Here is an 18606-nt window from a genome sequence, read left to right on the forward strand (position 1 = left end):
GTTGATAAGTATCTTAATCAGGAGAAGGGATCATCGTTGTTCGGATTTATTTTATTGAAAGGATCAAGCCGTAGCGTTTTGCTCTAGCCGGCGGGTGATCTGTGTTGCAAGGGCAGATAGCCCCCACTGCAATAAGCAGTTGATCGCCATCAATCCAACAAAGATTGGCAAGGTGATGCTAGTCAAAAAGCCTACTTCTAAAATGTGATGGAAGAGCATTGCGGCGATGTATGTTCCGCTAATCGTGGTTACGATCAAAAATAAGCGCAATGGATTTAGCGGCAAACAGCTGCGGATCACAGCTAAACAACTGATGCCGATCAGCAGATAATAGAACAATGTAGTTGCGGTCATTGGTTCCCAGCCATAGTCAGTTTGCAGGAACTGTACAGCGAAATAATTCAGAAGCACCAAGAGTGCGCTCGGCAACGCTCGCAGCAATGCGGTAGGCAAGTAACGGCCGGTGATTCGCTTTTTGTCTTCTTCAAAGGAAAGAAAGAAGGAAGGATATCCTTCAATTGCTAGGTCCAATAATGTGATTTGGATCGGAATAAAAGGAAATGCCGTAGAAGTGGCAACACATAGTAAGGACAATAGGAAACTGTAGATCGTTTTGATAAAAAAGATCCCAGATACTTTCGTCACATTATTAACGACACGGCGACCTTCAAAGAGTGCTGCTGGCAGTGTCGTAAAATCGGAATCTAATAAAACCAGATTCGCGATTTGACGAGCCGCACTGTCCCCAGCAGCCATAGCGATACTGACATCGGCTTCACGCAGTGCCAACACGTCATTGACGCCGTCTCCAGTCATGGCGACCGTATTGCCTAGTGCCTTCAACTCAGAAACTAGCAGTTTCTTTTGCTGAGGCGTCACTCGCCCAAAAACGGTATAGGTTTGGGCAGCTTGACGAACGTCTGCTTCTTCAGTTAGTTGGGAAAGATCGATATAGTTCTCTGAATTAGGCAATCCGGCGCGTTTGGCGATGGCTGCAACAGTGATCGGATTGTCACCCGAGATCACTTTCAAGTCCACTCCTTCTGCAGACAGGTAGGCCAATGTGCTTTCTGCATTTTCCCGAATCACATCAGCAAGAACAAGAACTGCCAGCGGGGCAGCCTTTGCTGGATCAAAGGGCTGATTGGCGTCGTTATAATGAGGATCAAGAGTCAAGACGAGGACTCTTAAACCAGCCGATTGCGCTTCTTGAATTTGCGGCAGCTGTTGGTTGGCGATCGTCTTTTCAGGTGCTCCTAGATAGACTGCCCCTAATTCGTGAAATGCGATAGCACCCCATTTTCGATCAGAAGAAAACGGCATCGCTGCAAAGGACTGGTAATGATCAGATCCGGTGATGGTTTGGCGCAACGCTTGCATCGTCACATTGTTGTCGGTACTGGCAGCCAAATAACTACCTAAGATTGCCGTTATATCTTGGGTGTCATCGATTGGCTGGATCGATTCGACGGATAATCGACCTTCCGTTAATGTGCCGGTTTTGTCTAAACAGAGGGTATCGACATGGGCCAGTGTCTCGATCGCGTACATATCTTGGACTAAGATCCTTTTTTTGGCTAGTTTGATGACACCCGTGGTCAAAGCAATGCTGATCAATAGGACGAGTCCTTTAGGCAGCATTCCCAATAAAGCAGCAGACGAAACGATCACTGCTTCTTTTAAGTCACTACCACGAAATAAATAAGCTTGTAGAAATAGGATCACCCCTAATGGAACAATCACTAGACTGGTGAATTTTGTGACTTTGCGAATCGAAGAAACTAGCTCTGAACGCAGCGGTTTATGTGTTTTGGCTTCATTGCTTAATTTTGCCGCATAATTCTCTGCTCCTACGCGGATCACTTTTGCAGTGACCTCTCCACTGGCGACAAAACTGCCAGATAAGAGAGTCGCGTCGTTTTCTTTGACGACGAGATCGGCTTCGCCTGTCAGCATCGACTCATTGACATCGGCTTGTCCAGATAAAACCACCATGTCGGCTGGAATCTGTTCTCCTGCACCAATGACAACAAGATCATCAAGGACCAGGGATTTGGCATCCACCGACTGTGTAACGCCATCTCGTATCACACGTATTTCTTGTTGGGCGATGATCGAGAGTTTTTTGACTAGATTTCGAGCATGGATCTCTTGACTGATCCCTACAGTGATATTGATCAAAATGATTACCAGATAAAATAAATTGGAATAGGCGCCAACTGCCAGAAGACAGACACCAATCAACAAGTTCAGCAAATTGAACAATGTGAGGATATTGTCCTTAAAAATTGCTGTCGTAGACTTCGATGTTTTTGTTTCATAATCGTTGTGTTGGTCTTGTTCGGTTCGTTGTGTGACTTCTTCTGAGGTAAGTCCCGTATCTATTTGCTTCATATAATTCTCCATTTCTATCAGATTCCTTGTTTAGTCTAGCATGCCAAGAAGTCATTGCAAGAAATGATGAAAAAATAATTGAAATCTTAAAAAACAGTAGCGGTTTGTTCGAAAGAAGGGGCTTTTCATTGACTTGTTCCCAGAAACTTGATATAGTCATAATGCTCAAATAGTAATGATTTCGATTTGTTGTTTTTGAATCGAAAATGGAGGACTCTGCTAGCTGATTTCTTTTCTTTTTAGAATGATGGATAGAAAAAACAAAGGAGAAAATAATGGCCAAAAAATCAAAACAAGCAAAAGCAAAAAAACAAGCCGCAATGATCGAGCAATACGCAGAGATCCGTTACCAATTGAAACAAGCAAAAGATTACCAAGCTTTAGCAAAATTGCCTAAAGATTCTAATCCGAATCGCTTGAAGAATCGGGATATGACTGATGGTCGTCCACGGGGCTATATGCGTAAATTTGGTCTTTCACGGATCACTTTTCGACAATTGGCACATGAAGGCAAATTGCCAGGTGTAAAAAAAGCTAGTTGGTAAACATTTAATAGGTGTAACAAAAATAATACAATCAAACGATCTCCCTTCTAGATAGCTCAGAAATGCGCTGTATGGAGGGGTATTCAAGGAAAACTATCTGAATGCTGAGGCAGCTGATCTCCTAAAAAGACTGGGAGATAGACGCCGAGCGTTTAGGTAGTTTTTTGTTTGAATTTTTTGAGGGCAGCGATTCGACTAATCGGAAGTGGTCTCGTATAATAGAAAAAGCAAAGACGAAGGTCTGATGAACACATGTTGGATAGGAGTATATCATGTCTTTAAAAGAGAAAATCATCGCAGAAAGCAAGCGTTTAGGTATTGATAAAATCGGCTTTGCTTCTGCTGAACCGTTTTATGAATTAGAGTCCTCGTTGAGGGAGCAGCGCGCGAAAGGCCATACATCTGGTTTCGAACATCAAGTGATCGAAGAGCGGATATATCCAGAAAGAACCTTTGAAAATCCGCAAACAATCATTGCGATCGCTCTGGCATATCCGACAAAAATCAAAGAGAAAGTGCCGCGAGATGAGAAACGGGGGATGTTTGCCCGCGCCTCTTGGGGGATCGATTACCATGATATTTTACGTGATCGCTTAGAAAAATTGATCCAGTTTATCAAAGCGCAAGCAGAGAATCTGGAAGAAGCAGAAAGCTGGCGGTTTGCCCCGCAAGTGGATACCGGTGAGCTGGTGGATGTGGCAGTTGCACAGCGTGCTGGTTTGGGGTTTATTGGCCGCAATGGCTTATTGATCACGGAAGAATTTGGTTCTTTTGTTTATTTAGGCGAGATCGTCACCAATATTTCCTTCGAAACAGATGAAGCGGTACCCTTTGGCTGTGGGGATTGTATGCGCTGTGTTACTGCCTGTCCTACAAAAGCGCTCTTAGGGGATGGGCGAATGAACGCACAGCGCTGCCTTTCCTATCAGACACAAACAAAAGGCATGATGCCTGAGGAATATCGTAAAAAGATGCATAATGTCATCTATGGCTGTGATATTTGTCAGTTGGTCTGTCCCTACAATCGAGGCAAGGATTTCCATTTTCATCAGGAAATGGAACCGGAAGTAGAAACCGTTTATCCTAAGTTGCAGCCAATGCTTTCTTTATCAAATAAAGCTTTTAAGAATCAGTTTGGGCATTTATCTGGTTCTTGGCGCGGGAAGAAACCATTGCAGCGTAATGCGATCATTGCCTTAGCAAATCTGGGAGATCGCACCGCATTGCCAGCCATCTGGCGGTGTGCGACAGAAGACGTCCGACCTGTCATCCGTGGAACAGCCTATTGGGCCATTGGACAATTAGGCATCAAAGAACCCGAACAATGGCTAGAACGCTTACAGCAATGCGAAGAACTAGAACCAGAAGAAGAAGCACGCGTTGAACTACAAGCGGCGATCGAACGCTTAAAAACGATCGTGGCATCCTCCGGTGCAGATCGGAAAAACAAGTCAGTTGATTGATTGCGTGCTAGGCGGAACTCCATAAGCACGTGAGCAATCGTACAAAAAATTAAAGCACGCGATTTTTTATAATAAAGAGCCGAGCAATGTTTAGAATACGTCAACTATGCCGCAAATGCGACATGACCTGAAAAGTCTGGAAGTATTCCGACATTGCTCGGCTATTGGTCGAATGGATGCTATTTTTAGGGGAAGATTTTTCACAGTAGTCTATTTTTTCAGCTTAATCCAGCACATCATCGCTTTCAACGATTTCTTCTGAGTCTAATTCAAAGTCTGGTGCTGGATGGACACGTTCCGGTAATTCCATCTCTAGTTCAGCTGTTTGTTGGTATTCGTTGTCGCTATCAGCAACGTCAATCAATATATCCGTTGGCAGTTCTTGATCGATTCGATAGCCTTGTGCATGGCGCGCATCGAGTAGTTCTAAGAGGTGCTGCCATTCATCTTTGGCAATCACCACGACATCGATTCCTTCTTGATTTTGAATTTCGACAACAGAAGATAGATCAGTCCCAACAGTCTGAATGATTTCTTCTAATGACCATTTTACGTTTTCTAATGAAATTTTTTGTGCCATTTGGATACCCCTTTCTTGTCAATTGACTCTCATTTCATTGTAGCGGGAATTTGGTTGATTGCAAAATAGTATGATCGCAGGTCGATGAAAGGGGTTAAAAAAATGAGAAGAAGAATTGAAGTCTTTTGTGAACAAAGGTAATATGGTATTAAAAGAAATGAGGGAGTAAAGATGAAAGAAAAACAAACGTTTCATGTTAACGGTTACTTAGCACTGATCGTCTTGATCGCCTTAATGATCGGCGGCGGCTATCTCTTTTATGATGGGATTGTCCGCAATGCGGTTTGGGAGTTAGTCATCAGTGTCGTGTTGTGGATCATCGCTATCTTGTTCATTAGTTCATTGACGATTGTGCAGCCGAATCAAGCGAAAGCGATTCTTTTCTTTGGTCAATATTTAGGTACCATTAAAGACAATGGACTCTTTGTGACTGTGCCGCTAACACAGAAAATCAATGTATCACTGAAAGTCCGTAACTTCAATAGCTCTTTATTGAAGGTCAATGATTCTGATGGCAATCCGATCGAAATCTCAGCAGTCGTCGTCTTTCGAGTCGTAGATACGGCCAAAGCATTGTTCGATGTCGATTACTACCAAGATTTTGTTGAGATCCAAAGTGAAACAGCGATTCGCCATATCGCTACCCAGTATCCTTATGACACTTTTAATGATGATGATTTGACTTTGCGAGGCAATACCAATGAAGTTTCTGAAGAACTGGCACAAGAACTGCAAGAGCGTTTAGCGGTAGCCGGTGTCGAGGTGATCGAGACGCGGTTGAATCACTTGGCGTATGCCACTGAGATCGCTAGTGCCATGTTGCAGCGTCAGCAAGCCAAAGCAATTTTATCGGCACGACAAATCATTGTTGAAGGAGCGGTCTCCATGACACAAATGGCCTTGGAACAGATCGAAGATGGTCAGGATATTAACTTTACTGACGATCGAAAAGTCCAATTGATCAACAATTTACTCGTATCGATCATTACTGACAAAGGCACTCAACCTGTGATCAATACAGGCGATGTGAAAGAAAAGGCGGTGTAATCAAATGAAAAAACTTTACATCAAGCAAAAAGTCTTCAGTATCGGTGAAAAATTTACTGTCATGGATGAGCAGCAAAAGCCGCGCTATTTTGTCGAAGGGAGTTTCATGAAGATTCCTAAAAGCTTTGCGATTTATGATGAACGACAACAGCAAATCGGTGAAGTCACAAAGAAAGTGTTTAGTCTATTGCCCAAGTTTTTTGTTGAGGTACATGGAGAAGAAGCAATTGTTCTAGAAAAAGAATTCACGCTTTTCAAAGCGCGTTATTCCATCCATGCCCAAGGAATTGAAATTCAGGGGAATTGGTGGGACATGGACTTTGTCGTCAATCGACAGGGACGTCAAATTGCTGAGATTCATAAACGATGGATCTCATGGGGGGATACCTATGAAGTAACGGTTTATGAGGAAGATCTGGAGGACTTGATTATTTGTCTCGTCATTGCCATCGATCGCGTAAAAGCCGATGATGGTGCAGCTGCGAGTTCTGCCAGTACTTAAACAGAAAATGAAAGCAACGATGGAAAAGGAGACGAAAAGATGTACGGATCGATAGAAGCAGGCGGTACAAAATTTGTTTGTGCGATTGGTGATGAAGAAATGACCATTAAAGAACGGGTCAGTTTTCCCACCACCACACCAGAAGAAACAATGGCATTAGTGATCGATTTTTTCAAAAAGTATGAAGACCAGTTAGTGGGGATCGGTATTGGTTCCTTTGGCCCAATCGATATCCATCGAGATTCCGCAACGTATGGCTACATTACCTCCACACCCAAATTAGCTTGGCAGAATTTTGATTTTGTAGGTACGATGAAACAAGCCTTTCCCATCCCCATTGCTTGGACCACAGATGTCAATGCTGCAGCTTATGGGGAATATGTTTTCGGTAAAGGAAAAGGACTATCCAGTGTAGTTTATTATACGATCGGCACCGGTGTTGGCGGCGGTGCATTACAAGATGGCCGCTTTGTTGAGGGATTCAGCCATCCGGAGATGGGACATATGCTGGTAGTGCCTCATCCTGATGATTCATTCGAAGGCAGCTGTCCATTTCATGGCAACTGTCTCGAAGGGATGGCCGCAGGTCCAGCGATTGAAAAACGCTTAGGAAAGAAAGGACAGGAACTGTCTGAAGATGAGCCTTTCTGGAGCATCGAAGCTGAATATATCGCGCAATGCGCCTACAACACTACATTGATGCTTTCACCGGATGTCATTATTTTTGGTGGTGGCGTAATGAAGCAGCGTCACATGGTGGAAAAGGTTCATCAAGCTTTTGAACGATTGGTCAACGGCTATGTCAAAACACCAGCAGTTGCAGACTACATCGTGACACCTGAATTAGAAGACAATGCAGGAACATTAGGCTGTCTGGCACTAGCACGAGAAGCTGTGTTACATTCCTGATACATGTGATCACACCAAAACATTGGTGTGATTTTTTTGTGATTGAAGGGATTATTTGGCAGGTAAGAGCAGAATGCGTATACTTAAGCAGAGGTGGAAAGAGATGAAAATTGCAGTTCGTAAAAGAAAAATCGGGAATATCCCAGTATTGGAAGTCGTTCCAGAACATTTGATCTATGAACCGTTGCCGTTGATCATTTATTATCATGGTTGGCAAACGAGTAAAGAATTGGTACTGACGCAAGGTCGAAAACTAGCACGGGAAAACTTTCGTGTGATTTTACCTGATGCCGCCAATCATGGCGAACGAAAGACCCAACTATCCGAGATTCCTTCATTGATTTTCTGGCAAAGCATTCATACCAACTTATTTGAGTTTTCTTATTTGGTGGATTTCTTTGAAAATCTAGGCTTGGTAAATGGGCAAATCGCTGTAGGAGGCGTTTCAATGGGAGGGATGACGACTTGCGGCTTGCTATGTCAACATCCGGAGATCACCGCTGCTGCGTGTGTGATAGGCTCGCCATCGATGATCGGTTACCGTGAACGGATCCAGAAACATGCGGGTGCTGCAGGTTTCTTTGTCCCAGATGACTATCAGTTGCTACTGGGATGGATCGAAGCTTATGATCTCCAGACGCAACCAGAAAAACTAGCTGGACGTCCATTGTTGTTCTGGCATGGGACGGAAGATGAGAAAATCCCTTACGCCGATGTAGAAACCTTTGTGCAAGAGAATCCAGAAGCGAATCTGACATTTATCTCTCGCGAAGAACGACATTTAGTTCGTGGAGAGACCATGGATCAGGTAACGGCCTTTTTTGTTGAACAATTAGGAAAAAGCACTGATTCACTCTGACAACAAAAAACGACAGGTATCTAGGTAAGCAAAGGGATTGTGTGGTTATGTACAAGCATAAAATTCGTGTTCTTCATTTTTCTTTTTTATACTGTAGGGTGGAAAAAAGGAGGAATGACTGTGAACTATCGCGTTTTATTATTTTATAAATACACGACCATCGAAGATCCAGAAAGTTTTGCGAAAGAGCATTTAGCTTTTGGGAAAGAGATCGGTATCAAAGGTCGAATTCTTGTTGCGAAAGAAGGAATCAACGGAACGCTTTCTGGAACGATTGAAGCAACGGATGCCTATATGGAAAAAATGGAAGCGGACCCCCGTTTCAAAGGAATCTACTACAAAATCGATGAGGTGGAAGAACACGCCTTTAAAAAATTGTTTGTTCGACCGCGAAAAGAATTGGTGTCATTGAACTTAGAAGATGATATCGATCCTTTAGAACTAACCGGAAAGTATCTAGAACCGAAAGATTTCAAAGAAGCGTTGTTGGATGAAAATACCGTAGTGATCGATGCGCGGAATGATTATGAATACGATCTTGGTCATTTTCGAGGTGCGGTCCGTCCCGATATCCGCAGTTTCCGTGAATTGCCTCAATGGATCATTGAGAACAAAGAGAAATTCATGGATAAAAAAGTGGTCACTTACTGCACAGGTGGGATTCGCTGCGAGAAATTCTCGGGCTGGTTGTTGCGAGAAGGATTCCAAGACGTAGCACAACTTCACGGGGGAATTTTTGCTTATGGCAATGATCCAGAAGTTCAAGGAGAGTTGTGGGACGGTAAGATGTATGTCTTTGATGAACGTATCAGTGTTGAGATCAATCATGTCGACAAGACCGTGATCGGTCGCGATTGGTTCGATGGCACACCATGTGAGCGTTACGTCAATTGTGCAAATCCAGAGTGCAATCGTCAGTTCCTCACTTCGGAAGAGAATCAAGCGGCACACTTAGGCGGCTGCTGCTATGAATGTGCCGCCAATGAAAACAATCGTTACGTCATTGAGCACAATATCTCTCAAGAAGAACAAGCAGCAGTTTTAGCACAACTAGCGTCTGAAGTGACGGTTTAAAAAGATCCTGAAAAGGATCTTTTTTTGTTCTTTAATTATCTGAAAAATCAAACGATTCCAATTGATTTTTTTAACAAATTTCACTTTAAAAAAGGCAAGCTCCTCGCATATTTGTTTGATTTGGAGTAAACTATACCTAATTGTCAGATAGGAAAGAGGAATAGAGATGAAAATTGTTATTGCTGGTGCTGGTGCCATGGGCAGCCGATTTGCCATTAAATTAAAAAGAGGCGGCAACGATGTAACGTTGATCGATGGTTGGCCAGCGCATATCGAAGCGATCCGTACCAATGGACTACAAGCAAATTTGGATGGAGAAGAAATCACAGAATCTTTCCCCATTTATCCACAGTCCGAAGTAACGGCGGATACGCCAGCGGATCTGATCATTGTTTTTACAAAAGCGATGCAATTAGACCAAATGATGCAAGACATTGCTTCACTAATCGGTGATCAAACAAGAGTACTTTGCTTACTTAATGGCATTGGACATGAAGATACAATTGAAAAATATGTCGCTACCGATAAAATTTTCTTAGGAAATACCCTATGGACAGCAGATTTGATTGGACCTGGACAAGTTCGATTGTTTGGGGAAGGATCGGTTGAACTGCAAAACATTGGTGAAGGCAAAGAAGCAGCGGCCAAAGAACTGGCTGAGGTACTAACTGCTTCTGGATTGAATGCGTCATACTCTGAAAATATTCGCTATTCAATCTATCGTAAAGCCTGTGTCAATGGTACATTGAATGGTTTATGTTCAATTTTGGATGTCAACATTGCACAGTTTGGAAATACAGCCACTGCACGACAAATGGTGCAAACCATTGTTGGAGAATTCGCAGCTGTTGCGGCTCATGAATCGGTAGAACTAGATGTTCCAGAAGTCGTTGCCCATATTGAAAAAACCTATGATCCTGCAGGTATTGGCTTACACTATCCTTCCATGTATCAAGATTTGATCAATAATCATCGTAAAACGGAGATCGATTACATCAACGGGGCTATTTCGCGTAAAGGTCGAAAATACAATGTTCCCACGCCTTATTGCGACTTCTTGACCCAATTGATCCATGCCAAAGAAGATGTGCTTGAAGCGAAGTAGTAGTAAAAATAAAAAACTATGATATAAGTCTAATAATAAAAGATCCGAATCATCTATGTAATGCCCTGGTAGTTTAGGAGAACATCGTCACACATTTTGGACGTTCAGGAGCAATCAAACATTTATGGTCCGGATCCTTTTTTTTGTTCATATCGTAGTGACTTTAATTCAATTGACGATAAAGAATTTTTCCTGCTATTGCTTATTACAAATTTTACTTGTGATTAATTAACTTTTTTTGAAAAGTGACGGTATTGAGTAGGAGTCATCTGCATTTTGTTTTGAAAGAGCTTGAATAAGGAGGGCGTACTCTTGTAACCTAAATTTTCAGCGATAGTATCAATAGTCATGGAAGATTCTCTAAGTAATCTTTGTGCTTCAATCAAACGTTTTTGGTCGATCATTTCTTGAAAAGTCGCGCCAGTTTTTGTCTTGAGCATATTACCTAAATAGTTTTGGTTATAACCAAACTCCGTGGCTAATTTTTTGAGAGTGATAGTTGTGTAATGATCGTTAATATATTTTAAGAGTGCAGCTAAATCATTTCTTTGAGAAGTTAACGACAGTTCATTCAAACTAGGAATTGCTGCTAATTCCAATAAACATGATCCTAAAAGGAGACTTAAGGAACGATGATAGAAGATTTCTTTGAGATAAAATTTGTGAATCATCAAGAATAAAAGCTGATTGATGATCGCGTGTTCTTTTAAATCAAAAACTAAAAAAGTATTATGAACACTATCCTTTTTAGCAGCATTCAAAAAGAAGTCCGTGACTGGATTACTTGAAGCGGGCAAGTGGTTCAAGAGCTCTGTTTGTAAAGTATGTTTGTCAATTAAAATATTGAGAATCAAATCATCTTTTCCTACATAATCAATTTGCTGAATCACTTCAGTGTCCATAATAATCAATTGCTGTTCAGTGAACCTCCATGCCTCCCCGTTTATTTTTTGCCGACAACATCCTCTTAGAAGGTAATTCATTTCAATGAAACTATGAGTATGAGCAGACGTATAAGAGTAGCGATGATGCTTATTGATATAAATAGATCCCTCTTCAAAAAAATCATTAACGGGTATTTTTGGAATTACTGATCCATGATAGTCTAAATTCATTTCATTAATATTCTTCCCAGTAGTTCTTTGCTGGGCTTCAATTCGATCTTCTATATCAAAAAGTTTAATCAAACTTTCCATCCGTCAATCACCTAATTTTTTTATATAGTTAGTTCTATATATAAGTTATTCCCAATAAATAGTCAATATTTACTTTGCTATTAAAGGGTTTGTCAGATCAAACAAATAGCCTTTCAAAAAAATTCAAATTTATGACCTGTGAATTTGATAGTAAAGACCTACATTTTTGAAATTGTACCATTTTGTGTAAGCGTTTAATATAACCCTATGAACAAGAAAGGATGTTTCAAATGGACACAAATGGAAAGCAGCAATCATTAGTGAAAAAGTATTCTCCTTTAGCAACTGCAGCCGGTGTAGGTTCTATGTTGGGTTCTGGATGTATCGTTGGTCTCTCGGCAACCATACCGGTTTGGCAAAAAGGGTTGAACTTATCTGCGGGACAAGTTGGATTAATCTCTGGTGCACTAACCTTTGCAATTGCGTTCGGCTCTTTGTTTGCAGGACAAATTACAAAAATCTTCGGCCTGATTCGAGCGTTCAACTGGATCAATTTGTTTTATGCTATTGGAGCAGCAATTTGTGTATTTTCAGGAAATTTTGTGGCTTTATTATTAGGAGTCATCGTCATGGGGATTGCATCTGGGGCGGATTTACCAATCAGTTTAACCGTTGTCTCTCATGATGCACCAGATGAAAAAACTTCTGCAAGTTTAGTATCTTCGACACAAATATTTTGGCAAATTGGTATTTTTATTTCCTATATTTGTTCTTTCTTACTTTCCGGAGTCAATGGAGTTTTGGGAGCGCGCATTGTTTTTGTTATTTTATTGGTCTTTTCAATCTTTGCGTGGGTTTGGCGGACAGTCTCAAAAAAATTTCGGATGTTCCACGAAGAAGGTGCAGCACGTCAGTCTGCGTTGAATCTGGTTAGCAATCAACAAAAAATTTCACTAAAAGAGATTTTTAGTGGGAACAATGCAAAAATTTATCGCAACTTTTTCTTCGCTATTTTAGTCTTTTATGTTTGTTGGAATTTGTTAGCGAATACATGGGGACAATTTCAGACATACGCTTTGACTAATGCTGGTGCTACACAAATGCAAGCAACAGGGCTAGGTATTGTGCTGAATATCATTTCTTTAGTGACTACGATTATCTTTGCTTCAGTAGCGGGTGGAAAGCATCGGAATAAAGCATTTTTTGTTGGCGCTTTTGTTCAATTCATGGCAATGGTTGGTATGGCAGTTATTGGCGGTAGTGCAGGATTCATCGCATTGGCGATAACGATTGCTTTTTATAATTTTGGAAATCCATTAGCAGGGGAAGCCATCTATAAAGTTTGGACTCAAGAATCATTTCCAACAGAATCTCGGGCATTCTTACAAGGCGTTATCAATGGTTTTTCACGGTTGTGTTGCGGATTGTTTGCCTTTGTCACACCATTTTTGGTATCGCCAAACAATATTCAATTTTCGATGTATGGCTTTGCGGCGATTGTTCTAGTAGCAGCTATTGCAGGAGCTGTCATGATGAAATTGCAAAAAGGAGCTAAAACGAGAGCAAACAGTCGAAGAGATTCTAATCTAGCTGATTTAGTAAAGTAGTTGATCGATAGAATATAAATGAGTAAACGAAAGGAACGGATAATAGTGATAACAAATGAACGGCCACGATGGATCTGGTATGCTGGCGATTTTGAAATACGTCAAGGACTTTTACAAAATTTTTCTAGAGAAGAACGAGGATACGATTGGCCAGCTTACTGGTATATTGATGACTGCCATAAAAATGTAAAATTTAAACGTGAATATGAATTACAAAGTCCCACGACATTTGTTGTATATGCAACAGGGATTGGCTTTGTAGAAGTGAATGAAGTGAAATATTCTTTTGAACAAGAGATTGTCTGTCAACCCGGTTTTAATAAGATTAGGGTGAATGTAGGGAATCCAAACGGTTTGCCAGCCATCTATATTGAAGGAGAAAGAATCAAGAGTGATGAAGGCTGGTATTGCAGTAACTTTGTTGAAGAAGCTCCAGTAGGATGGAGCAATCTTTATATGAATAAAGAGCAAGACCCTAATAAAGTCTATTATGAAATAGAAACTTGTTTCCCTGTTTCGAAGACGGCGGTTGCTGGCGGCACGTTGTTTGATTATGGACGGACGATTTTCGGTTCATTAATGATCGATAAATTGTTGTCGGAGATACCGATATCTATTTGCTATGGAGAATCAGAAGCAGAAGCATGTGATAGTCAAATGTGTTATTACAAACAGGAAAATGTAAGAAAAGAAACAAACATTCGCAAACGTGCTTTTCGTTATCTTTTCATTCCTAATATAGCACCAGAAGCAATTGATATTCGTGCGATGCATGAATATCTTCCCATACACAATCAAGCCACATTCAAATCAGATGACTCTGTGATGAATCGAATATGGGATATATCTATAGAAACCTTTACATTGTGCAGTGGGCTTTTCTTTATTGACGGAATCAAACGAGATCGCTGGATCTGGTCAGGGGATGCTTACCAAAGCTATTTTATCAACCAATACTTATTCTTTGATGAAGATATCAATAAGCGAACGATCATGGCATTGCGAGGTCAAAATGAAGTAAAACAGCATATGAATACAATTGTTGATTATTCCATTTTATGGATCATAGGGATTGAAAATCACTATATGATGTCTGGGGACAGCTCATTTCTTGCACAGATTTATTCGAAAATGGTGACTATGATGGACTATCTTGAAAAACAAACCAATGAGTTAGGATTTATTTATGGTCGCGAAAAGGACTGGATTTTTATTGATTGGTCTGAAATAGATAAGGAAGGGACATTGGCAGCGGAACAAGTCCTGTTATTGAAAGCATACAAAGCTATGACTGTTTGTGGCTCTATCTTGAATCGTGATATTGATCACTATGTGACAAGATATGAACAGTTGAAAGCTAATTTAATGAGTTATTTCTGGGATGAAGAAAAAGGGGCATTTATTGATTCTTATCTATCTGGAAAGAGAAATGTGACACGCCATGCCAATATTTTTGCGGTCTTATTCGACTTTGTAGATGAAACGAAAAAGCAACAAATTTTGAAAAATGTATTGCTTAATGATGAAGTCACTCAAATCACAACTCCTTACTTCAAATTCTTCGAACAAGATGCCCTTTGTAAACTGGGACAGACAAGTCAAGTACATGAGATTATTCTTGACTACTGGGGTGGAATGGTGGAACAAGAAGCGGTTACTTTCTGGGAGGAGTATATTCCTGGAGAAAGTGGAAATGCTATTTATGAAATGTATGGGGATCCTTTTGGGAAAAGTTTATGTCATGCATGGGGAGCCAGTCCTATCTACTTATTAGGACGTTATTTCGCAGGAATTCAACCTATTCGACCAGGTTATGAAACATTCTTAGTTGACCCTAAGCTCGATTCTTTTCATCAATTAACGTGTATATTCCCAGTTAAAGGTGGCTGGGTGAAGATTGAGAAGACAGATACGTGCTTAACAATTTGTACAAATCGAGACGGTGGGATCTTGCGGATAGATGGAAAAGAGCAGCCAATGTTTGCCAATCAACCTGTAAGTTATGAGGTTGTAAAAAAGGTCTAAGCTGGATTCATCAAAGAAAGGAAGAAAGCAATGAATAGTGATCGGTTAAAAGTGTCTGAAAAACTCGGATTTGCCTTAACAAATCTAGGGAATATTCCTATTATGACACTATTAAATACGTATTTGTTAATTTTCTATACGGATGTCATTGGTGTTAATCCAGCTTTGGTAGGAATGTTATTCCTTGTTTCGAGACTTTTAGATGGCGTTAGTGATCCACTTATTGGTTTTGTGATTGATCGTTTTCCAAGAACAAAGATAGGGAAATACAAACCTGTGTTGATTTTAGGAGTCATCATCTGTTGCTTAAACTATTTGCTTGTTTGGTTTTCGCCTCTCCTATTTCCAGCTCAAAAAATCATTGCTATTAGTATTTCTTACATCCTTCTAGGAATTAATTTTGATTTTATGGATATTCCTTTGAATAGTTTAATCCCCGTACTGACGCAAGAGGATGAAGGGCGTAATCAACTTTCATCAATCAAAGGGATTTCATATACGGTAGGTCCAGCTATCTTAAATGTAGCAGCACCTTTGGCAATCGCAGCTTTTGCAACGTCTTTGAAAGGATACGTTTTATTGATTGTAGGGACGGTACTAGTTGTTCTATTTTTTACGATTGTAGGGACGTTGATGGTAAAGGAAAGAGGGACGGAAGCTGCCTATGTAACAAAGCCGGTAAAAGAAAAATATACAATGAAGGATGCGTTATCTGTATTCAAACTGCGTCCAGTTGTTTCATTGTTTCTAGCAATGCTATTCATTACAGCGGCAACGAACATCTTCAATGGTTCACTTCTATATTATCTTAGTTATATTATTAGCAACCCTAAATTATTGAGTGCAGCCAGTTTCTTAGGTATGCTGGGGGCATTGGCAGCAGGGCTTCTGGTTCCAAAATTATCGCAGCGATATGGAAAAAACATCTGTACATTACAGGTTTGGTATTGATTTCATTATGTATGCTGGGATTTCTGGTCATCAATCATCACTCAGCCGTTTTCGTTTTATGCTATTGCGGGGTGCAATTTGCATTAGGGTTGACGAATACACTGCAATACAGTATTTCGGCCGATAATGTTGATACGATAAGAAACGAATTAGACATAGAGGCGACAGCATTGATTGCTTCTCTCACTTCATTAATCATGAAATTTGCGATGGCTATAGGTGGTGCTGTTCCGGGATTTGTGTTAAGTTTTACCGGCTATGCAGCGAATCAGTCACAATCAAGCACTGCGGAAAAAGGGATTTTATTCGTGACTTTCGTTATCCCGCTGATTTTATATGTAGTGACGATCGCTGTGTTCAGCAGTGGTTTTAAAAGTAACAAAATTAAAAGTTTGCATGTGCAAAAACGAAAAACAATGAACTAAGAGCGAAGTAGCATTTTCATTAAAACGATCTTAAAGCGAGAAAAATCTATCTTGAAGATGGAAAGAAATAAATCCATTCTCCGGATAGATTTTTTCTGCTATTGTTATTCGACTAGCTATACGGATGCTTCGCAGGAAGAAGTTTTTGTTTACAGTATCCTCCCTCAACCTTCAGGCAAATCTGCCATGTATCTTTCGGTTCCTTGAAAGACGGCCAATTGTTCTACACCGAAGGAGCACAGCATCTGGCTCATTTCGGCAAATAACAAGCGATAATCACTGGACTTATGCGCATCTGAACCTAGTGTAAAGAGTTTGCCCCCCACACTTTGATAGAGCGGGATCGCATATTCGTAAAGTGATGCATTTTGATAAGGACCAAAGCTTTTGGCATTGACTTCAAAAGCTAGCTCGCGAGCGACGACTTTCTTGAAAATAACTGTCAGTTCTTTTTCGAAATGCTGTGCAAGTTCTTCTGCTGTAAAGTCGAAGCGCCGCAACCCGTAGTCAAAATGGGTCAGGATATGTCCGTCAGAAAAAGTATCTAAAACTGTGGCCATCTGATCAAAATAAGACTTGACGACGGTAAGTTTGTCTTTCTCCAATACGGCATCATCCATATAGTCAAAGGAACCGTTTTGATGGATGCTGACTAACTTCAGGTCATAAGGATGCTGATCCAGATAGTCGCGTATTTGTGTTTCTTGCCCAGGAACGACACCGATTTCGATCCCTTTCAAAAGTTTCGTTGCTGTTTGTTCCTGTAAAGTCTGATGGCATTGTTGAAGCTGTTCATAATCGGGAATATCATCGCGATAATTTGAATAAGGGTTCTTGAGATCAAAGTGGTCAGTCGCCACAAAAAATTCCGGTTGAAAAGCTAAATAATTTTCGAAGCGTTCTTCTGAATCAAAAGATAAAAAAGTATGCAAATGCTGATCGTAGTAATTCATAATAACCTCCTTTTTGTACAAGATACCATAAAAAGCGAGAAGCGACTATTTTTTCATAAAAAATCAGAAAAGCATTTCGTACAAAAATTCTTTGTTCTATAATGGATGAGAATGGAAGCAAAGGAGTAAATAGCAGTATGAGTATGTATCTTGAGATTCCGGAATTTGAAAGCGATTTTCGCTTTCGGACATTCCTTAATGATGGGCTGACGATCGTTTATCCCCATGTACATAAAGAAATCGAGCTGATTTATGCGAAACGAGGAAAAGTCAATATTGGGGTAGCTGATGAGATCATTGAGTTGGAAGAAGGCGAGCTGTACATTTTTGCCAGTGGCCAGCCCCACTATTTTTTGGCTTCTCCAGAGAGTGAGCGTTATGTGTATCAGTTTGATTTCGCACTGTTTGATGAAACCATTTTGCGAGAAAAAGAACTTTCTTTAAAAACACTTTTTGACGAGGGGGAACCCCACAGCAAGCATTGGCCAGTCAGTTTTACCGAAAAAATCACAGGATTGTTGATCGAACTCTACCAGTTAGAGGAAGAGCAAGTAGCTGGTAAACGCTATTTGACTATGGGTTTTTTGTATCAGTTGATCGGCGAATGTTATCAAGGGTTGCCGCCGCGTGCCAAAAAGATCGCTCCTTTAAAACGTTCTGCAGCTCAATACAAAGAAACGCTGCAACGTCTGGATGAAGTGTTTGAATATATTGAATCCCATTACCAAGATGTCTTAACGATGGAAGAAACAGCGAAGCATGTTGGATTCAGTCCCCATTACTTTACCCGCTTTTTTAAGACGAATACTGGAAAAACATTCATGCAGTTTCTGACGGAATACCGGATCAATCAAGCCAAATTCATTTTGGCAAACGAGAAACTTCCAATGGCAGAAGTAGCGGAAAAAGCCGGATTTGCCAGTGTCAAAACGTTCCATCACGTGTTCAAAGAGACCGTAGGACAATCCCCATTGCAGTATCAGAAACAATTAAATAATTGAATACTTGATGAAAGCTAGATCAACGAGCCA

The 18606-nt window shown here is 40.7% G+C and carries 15 protein-coding genes and 1 pseudogene; 12 read left to right on the top strand and 4 right to left on the bottom strand.

The window, feature by feature from the left end; genetic code table 11:
• Positions 1-63: 63 nt before the first annotated feature.
• A complete protein-coding gene (locus tag IGJ45_RS02180) occupies positions 64-2394 on the bottom strand; it encodes an HAD-IC family P-type ATPase (RefSeq protein ID WP_003128700.1) in 2331 nt (776 codons plus the stop codon).
• Positions 2395-2669: 275 nt separating this feature from the next.
• Between IGJ45_RS02180 and rpsN the strand changes: the two genes are divergently transcribed.
• Entirely contained in the window at positions 2670-2939 is a 270-nt protein-coding gene (rpsN, locus tag IGJ45_RS02185) for a 30S ribosomal protein S14 (RefSeq protein WP_003128701.1), read from the top strand.
• A 272-nt stretch (positions 2940-3211) separates the two neighbouring features.
• Positions 3212-4402 carry a tRNA epoxyqueuosine(34) reductase QueG gene (queG, locus tag IGJ45_RS02190; protein WP_003128702.1) on the top strand — a complete coding sequence of 397 codons (1191 nt, stop codon included), beginning with the start codon at positions 3212-3214 and terminating at the stop codon, positions 4400-4402.
• Positions 4403-4625: 223 nt separating this feature from the next.
• Here the strand turns inward: queG and IGJ45_RS02195 are convergent, their stop codons facing one another.
• A complete protein-coding gene (locus tag IGJ45_RS02195) occupies positions 4626-4982 on the bottom strand; it encodes a hypothetical protein (protein ID WP_003128703.1) in 357 nt (118 codons plus the stop codon).
• Positions 4983-5153: 171 nt separating this feature from the next.
• Between IGJ45_RS02195 and IGJ45_RS02200 the strand changes: the two genes are divergently transcribed.
• The 6 genes from IGJ45_RS02200 to IGJ45_RS02225 all read left to right on the top strand — a co-directional run bounded on the left by IGJ45_RS02200 (position 5154) and on the right by IGJ45_RS02225 (position 10478).
• Complete coding sequence (locus IGJ45_RS02200) at positions 5154-6029, top strand: SPFH domain-containing protein (RefSeq protein ID WP_003128704.1); 876 nt, start codon at positions 5154-5156, stop codon at positions 6027-6029.
• 4 nt (positions 6030-6033) lie between these two features.
• Positions 6034-6531: an LURP-one-related/scramblase family protein gene (locus IGJ45_RS02205; RefSeq protein ID WP_003128705.1), complete on the top strand. Its 498-nt coding sequence runs from the start codon at positions 6034-6036 to the stop codon at positions 6529-6531.
• Positions 6532-6570: 39 nt separating this feature from the next.
• On the top strand, positions 6571-7440 hold the full coding sequence (gene scrK / locus IGJ45_RS02210) for a fructokinase ScrK (protein ID WP_003128707.1): 870 nt from the start codon (positions 6571-6573) through the stop codon (positions 7438-7440).
• A gap of 103 nt (positions 7441-7543) precedes the next feature.
• The gene (locus IGJ45_RS02215; RefSeq protein WP_428266196.1) at positions 7544-8299 is read left to right on the top strand and encodes an alpha/beta fold hydrolase; all 756 of its coding nucleotides are present in this window, start codon (positions 7544-7546) and stop codon (positions 8297-8299) included.
• 120 nt (positions 8300-8419) lie between these two features.
• Positions 8420-9373, top strand: a complete 954-nt coding sequence (trhO, locus tag IGJ45_RS02220; protein ID WP_003128711.1) for an oxygen-dependent tRNA uridine(34) hydroxylase TrhO — start codon at positions 8420-8422, stop codon at positions 9371-9373.
• A gap of 166 nt (positions 9374-9539) precedes the next feature.
• Complete coding sequence (locus tag IGJ45_RS02225) at positions 9540-10478, top strand: 2-dehydropantoate 2-reductase (protein ID WP_003128712.1); 939 nt, start codon at positions 9540-9542, stop codon at positions 10476-10478.
• Between the two features lie 224 nt (positions 10479-10702).
• On the opposite strand, the gene IGJ45_RS02230 is transcribed toward IGJ45_RS02225, so the two are convergent.
• Entirely contained in the window at positions 10703-11674 is a 972-nt protein-coding gene (locus IGJ45_RS02230; protein ID WP_041119841.1) for an AraC family transcriptional regulator, read from the bottom strand.
• Between the two features lie 230 nt (positions 11675-11904).
• On the opposite strand from IGJ45_RS02230, the gene IGJ45_RS02235 reads away from it, so the two are divergent.
• The 3 genes and pseudogenes from IGJ45_RS02235 to IGJ45_RS02245 all read left to right on the top strand — a co-directional run bounded on the left by IGJ45_RS02235 (position 11905) and on the right by IGJ45_RS02245 (position 16622).
• Complete coding sequence (locus IGJ45_RS02235; protein ID WP_060813022.1) at positions 11905-13221, top strand: MFS transporter; 1317 nt, start codon at positions 11905-11907, stop codon at positions 13219-13221.
• 48 nt (positions 13222-13269) lie between these two features.
• The gene (locus tag IGJ45_RS02240) at positions 13270-15246 is read left to right on the top strand and encodes an alpha-rhamnosidase (protein WP_172461436.1); all 1977 of its coding nucleotides are present in this window, start codon (positions 13270-13272) and stop codon (positions 15244-15246) included.
• Between the two features lie 102 nt (positions 15247-15348).
• Positions 15349-16622, top strand: a pseudogene (locus tag IGJ45_RS02245) (MFS transporter).
• 164 nt (positions 16623-16786) lie between these two features.
• Here IGJ45_RS02245 and IGJ45_RS02250 read toward each other — a convergent pair.
• Positions 16787-17575, bottom strand: coding sequence for a PHP domain-containing protein (locus tag IGJ45_RS02250; protein WP_003128717.1), 789 nt, complete (start codon positions 17573-17575; stop codon positions 16787-16789).
• A 137-nt stretch (positions 17576-17712) separates the two neighbouring features.
• Here IGJ45_RS02250 and IGJ45_RS02255 point away from each other — a divergent pair, with 137 nt between their 5' ends.
• Positions 17713-18576 (top strand): helix-turn-helix transcriptional regulator, encoded by an 864-nt coding sequence (locus IGJ45_RS02255; RefSeq protein ID WP_003128718.1) that lies wholly within the window; start codon positions 17713-17715, stop codon positions 18574-18576.
• Positions 18577-18606: the final 30 nt, after the last annotated feature.

Source organism: Enterococcus sp. DIV0574 (assembly GCF_051711125.1).
Taxonomy (GTDB): domain Bacteria; phylum Bacillota; class Bacilli; order Lactobacillales; family Enterococcaceae; genus Enterococcus_D; species Enterococcus_D gallinarum.

Bases quoted from the DNA above. Each gene is read 5' to 3' on its own strand.
- IGJ45_RS02180 (WP_003128700.1), bottom strand. From the start codon at position 2,394: ATGAAGCAAATAGATACGGGACTTACCTCAGAAGAAGTCACACAACGA.
- rpsN (WP_003128701.1), top strand. From the start codon at position 2,670: ATGGCCAAAAAATCAAAACAAGCAAAAGCAAAAAAACAAGCCGCAATG.
- queG (WP_003128702.1), top strand. From the start codon at position 3,212: ATGTCTTTAAAAGAGAAAATCATCGCAGAAAGCAAGCGTTTAGGTATT.
- IGJ45_RS02195 (WP_003128703.1), bottom strand. From the start codon at position 4,982: ATGGCACAAAAAATTTCATTAGAAAACGTAAAATGGTCATTAGAAGAA.
- IGJ45_RS02200 (WP_003128704.1), top strand. From the start codon at position 5,154: ATGAAAGAAAAACAAACGTTTCATGTTAACGGTTACTTAGCACTGATC.
- IGJ45_RS02205 (WP_003128705.1), top strand. From the start codon at position 6,034: ATGAAAAAACTTTACATCAAGCAAAAAGTCTTCAGTATCGGTGAAAAA.
- scrK (WP_003128707.1), top strand. From the start codon at position 6,571: ATGTACGGATCGATAGAAGCAGGCGGTACAAAATTTGTTTGTGCGATT.
- IGJ45_RS02215 (WP_428266196.1), top strand. From the start codon at position 7,544: ATGAAAATTGCAGTTCGTAAAAGAAAAATCGGGAATATCCCAGTATTG.
- IGJ45_RS02225 (WP_003128712.1), top strand. From the start codon at position 9,540: ATGAAAATTGTTATTGCTGGTGCTGGTGCCATGGGCAGCCGATTTGCC.
- IGJ45_RS02230 (WP_041119841.1), bottom strand. From the start codon at position 11,674: ATGGAAAGTTTGATTAAACTTTTTGATATAGAAGATCGAATTGAAGCC.
- IGJ45_RS02235 (WP_060813022.1), top strand. From the start codon at position 11,905: ATGGACACAAATGGAAAGCAGCAATCATTAGTGAAAAAGTATTCTCCT.
- IGJ45_RS02250 (WP_003128717.1), bottom strand. From the start codon at position 17,575: ATGAATTACTACGATCAGCATTTGCATACTTTTTTATCTTTTGATTCA.
- IGJ45_RS02255 (WP_003128718.1), top strand. From the start codon at position 17,713: ATGAGTATGTATCTTGAGATTCCGGAATTTGAAAGCGATTTTCGCTTT.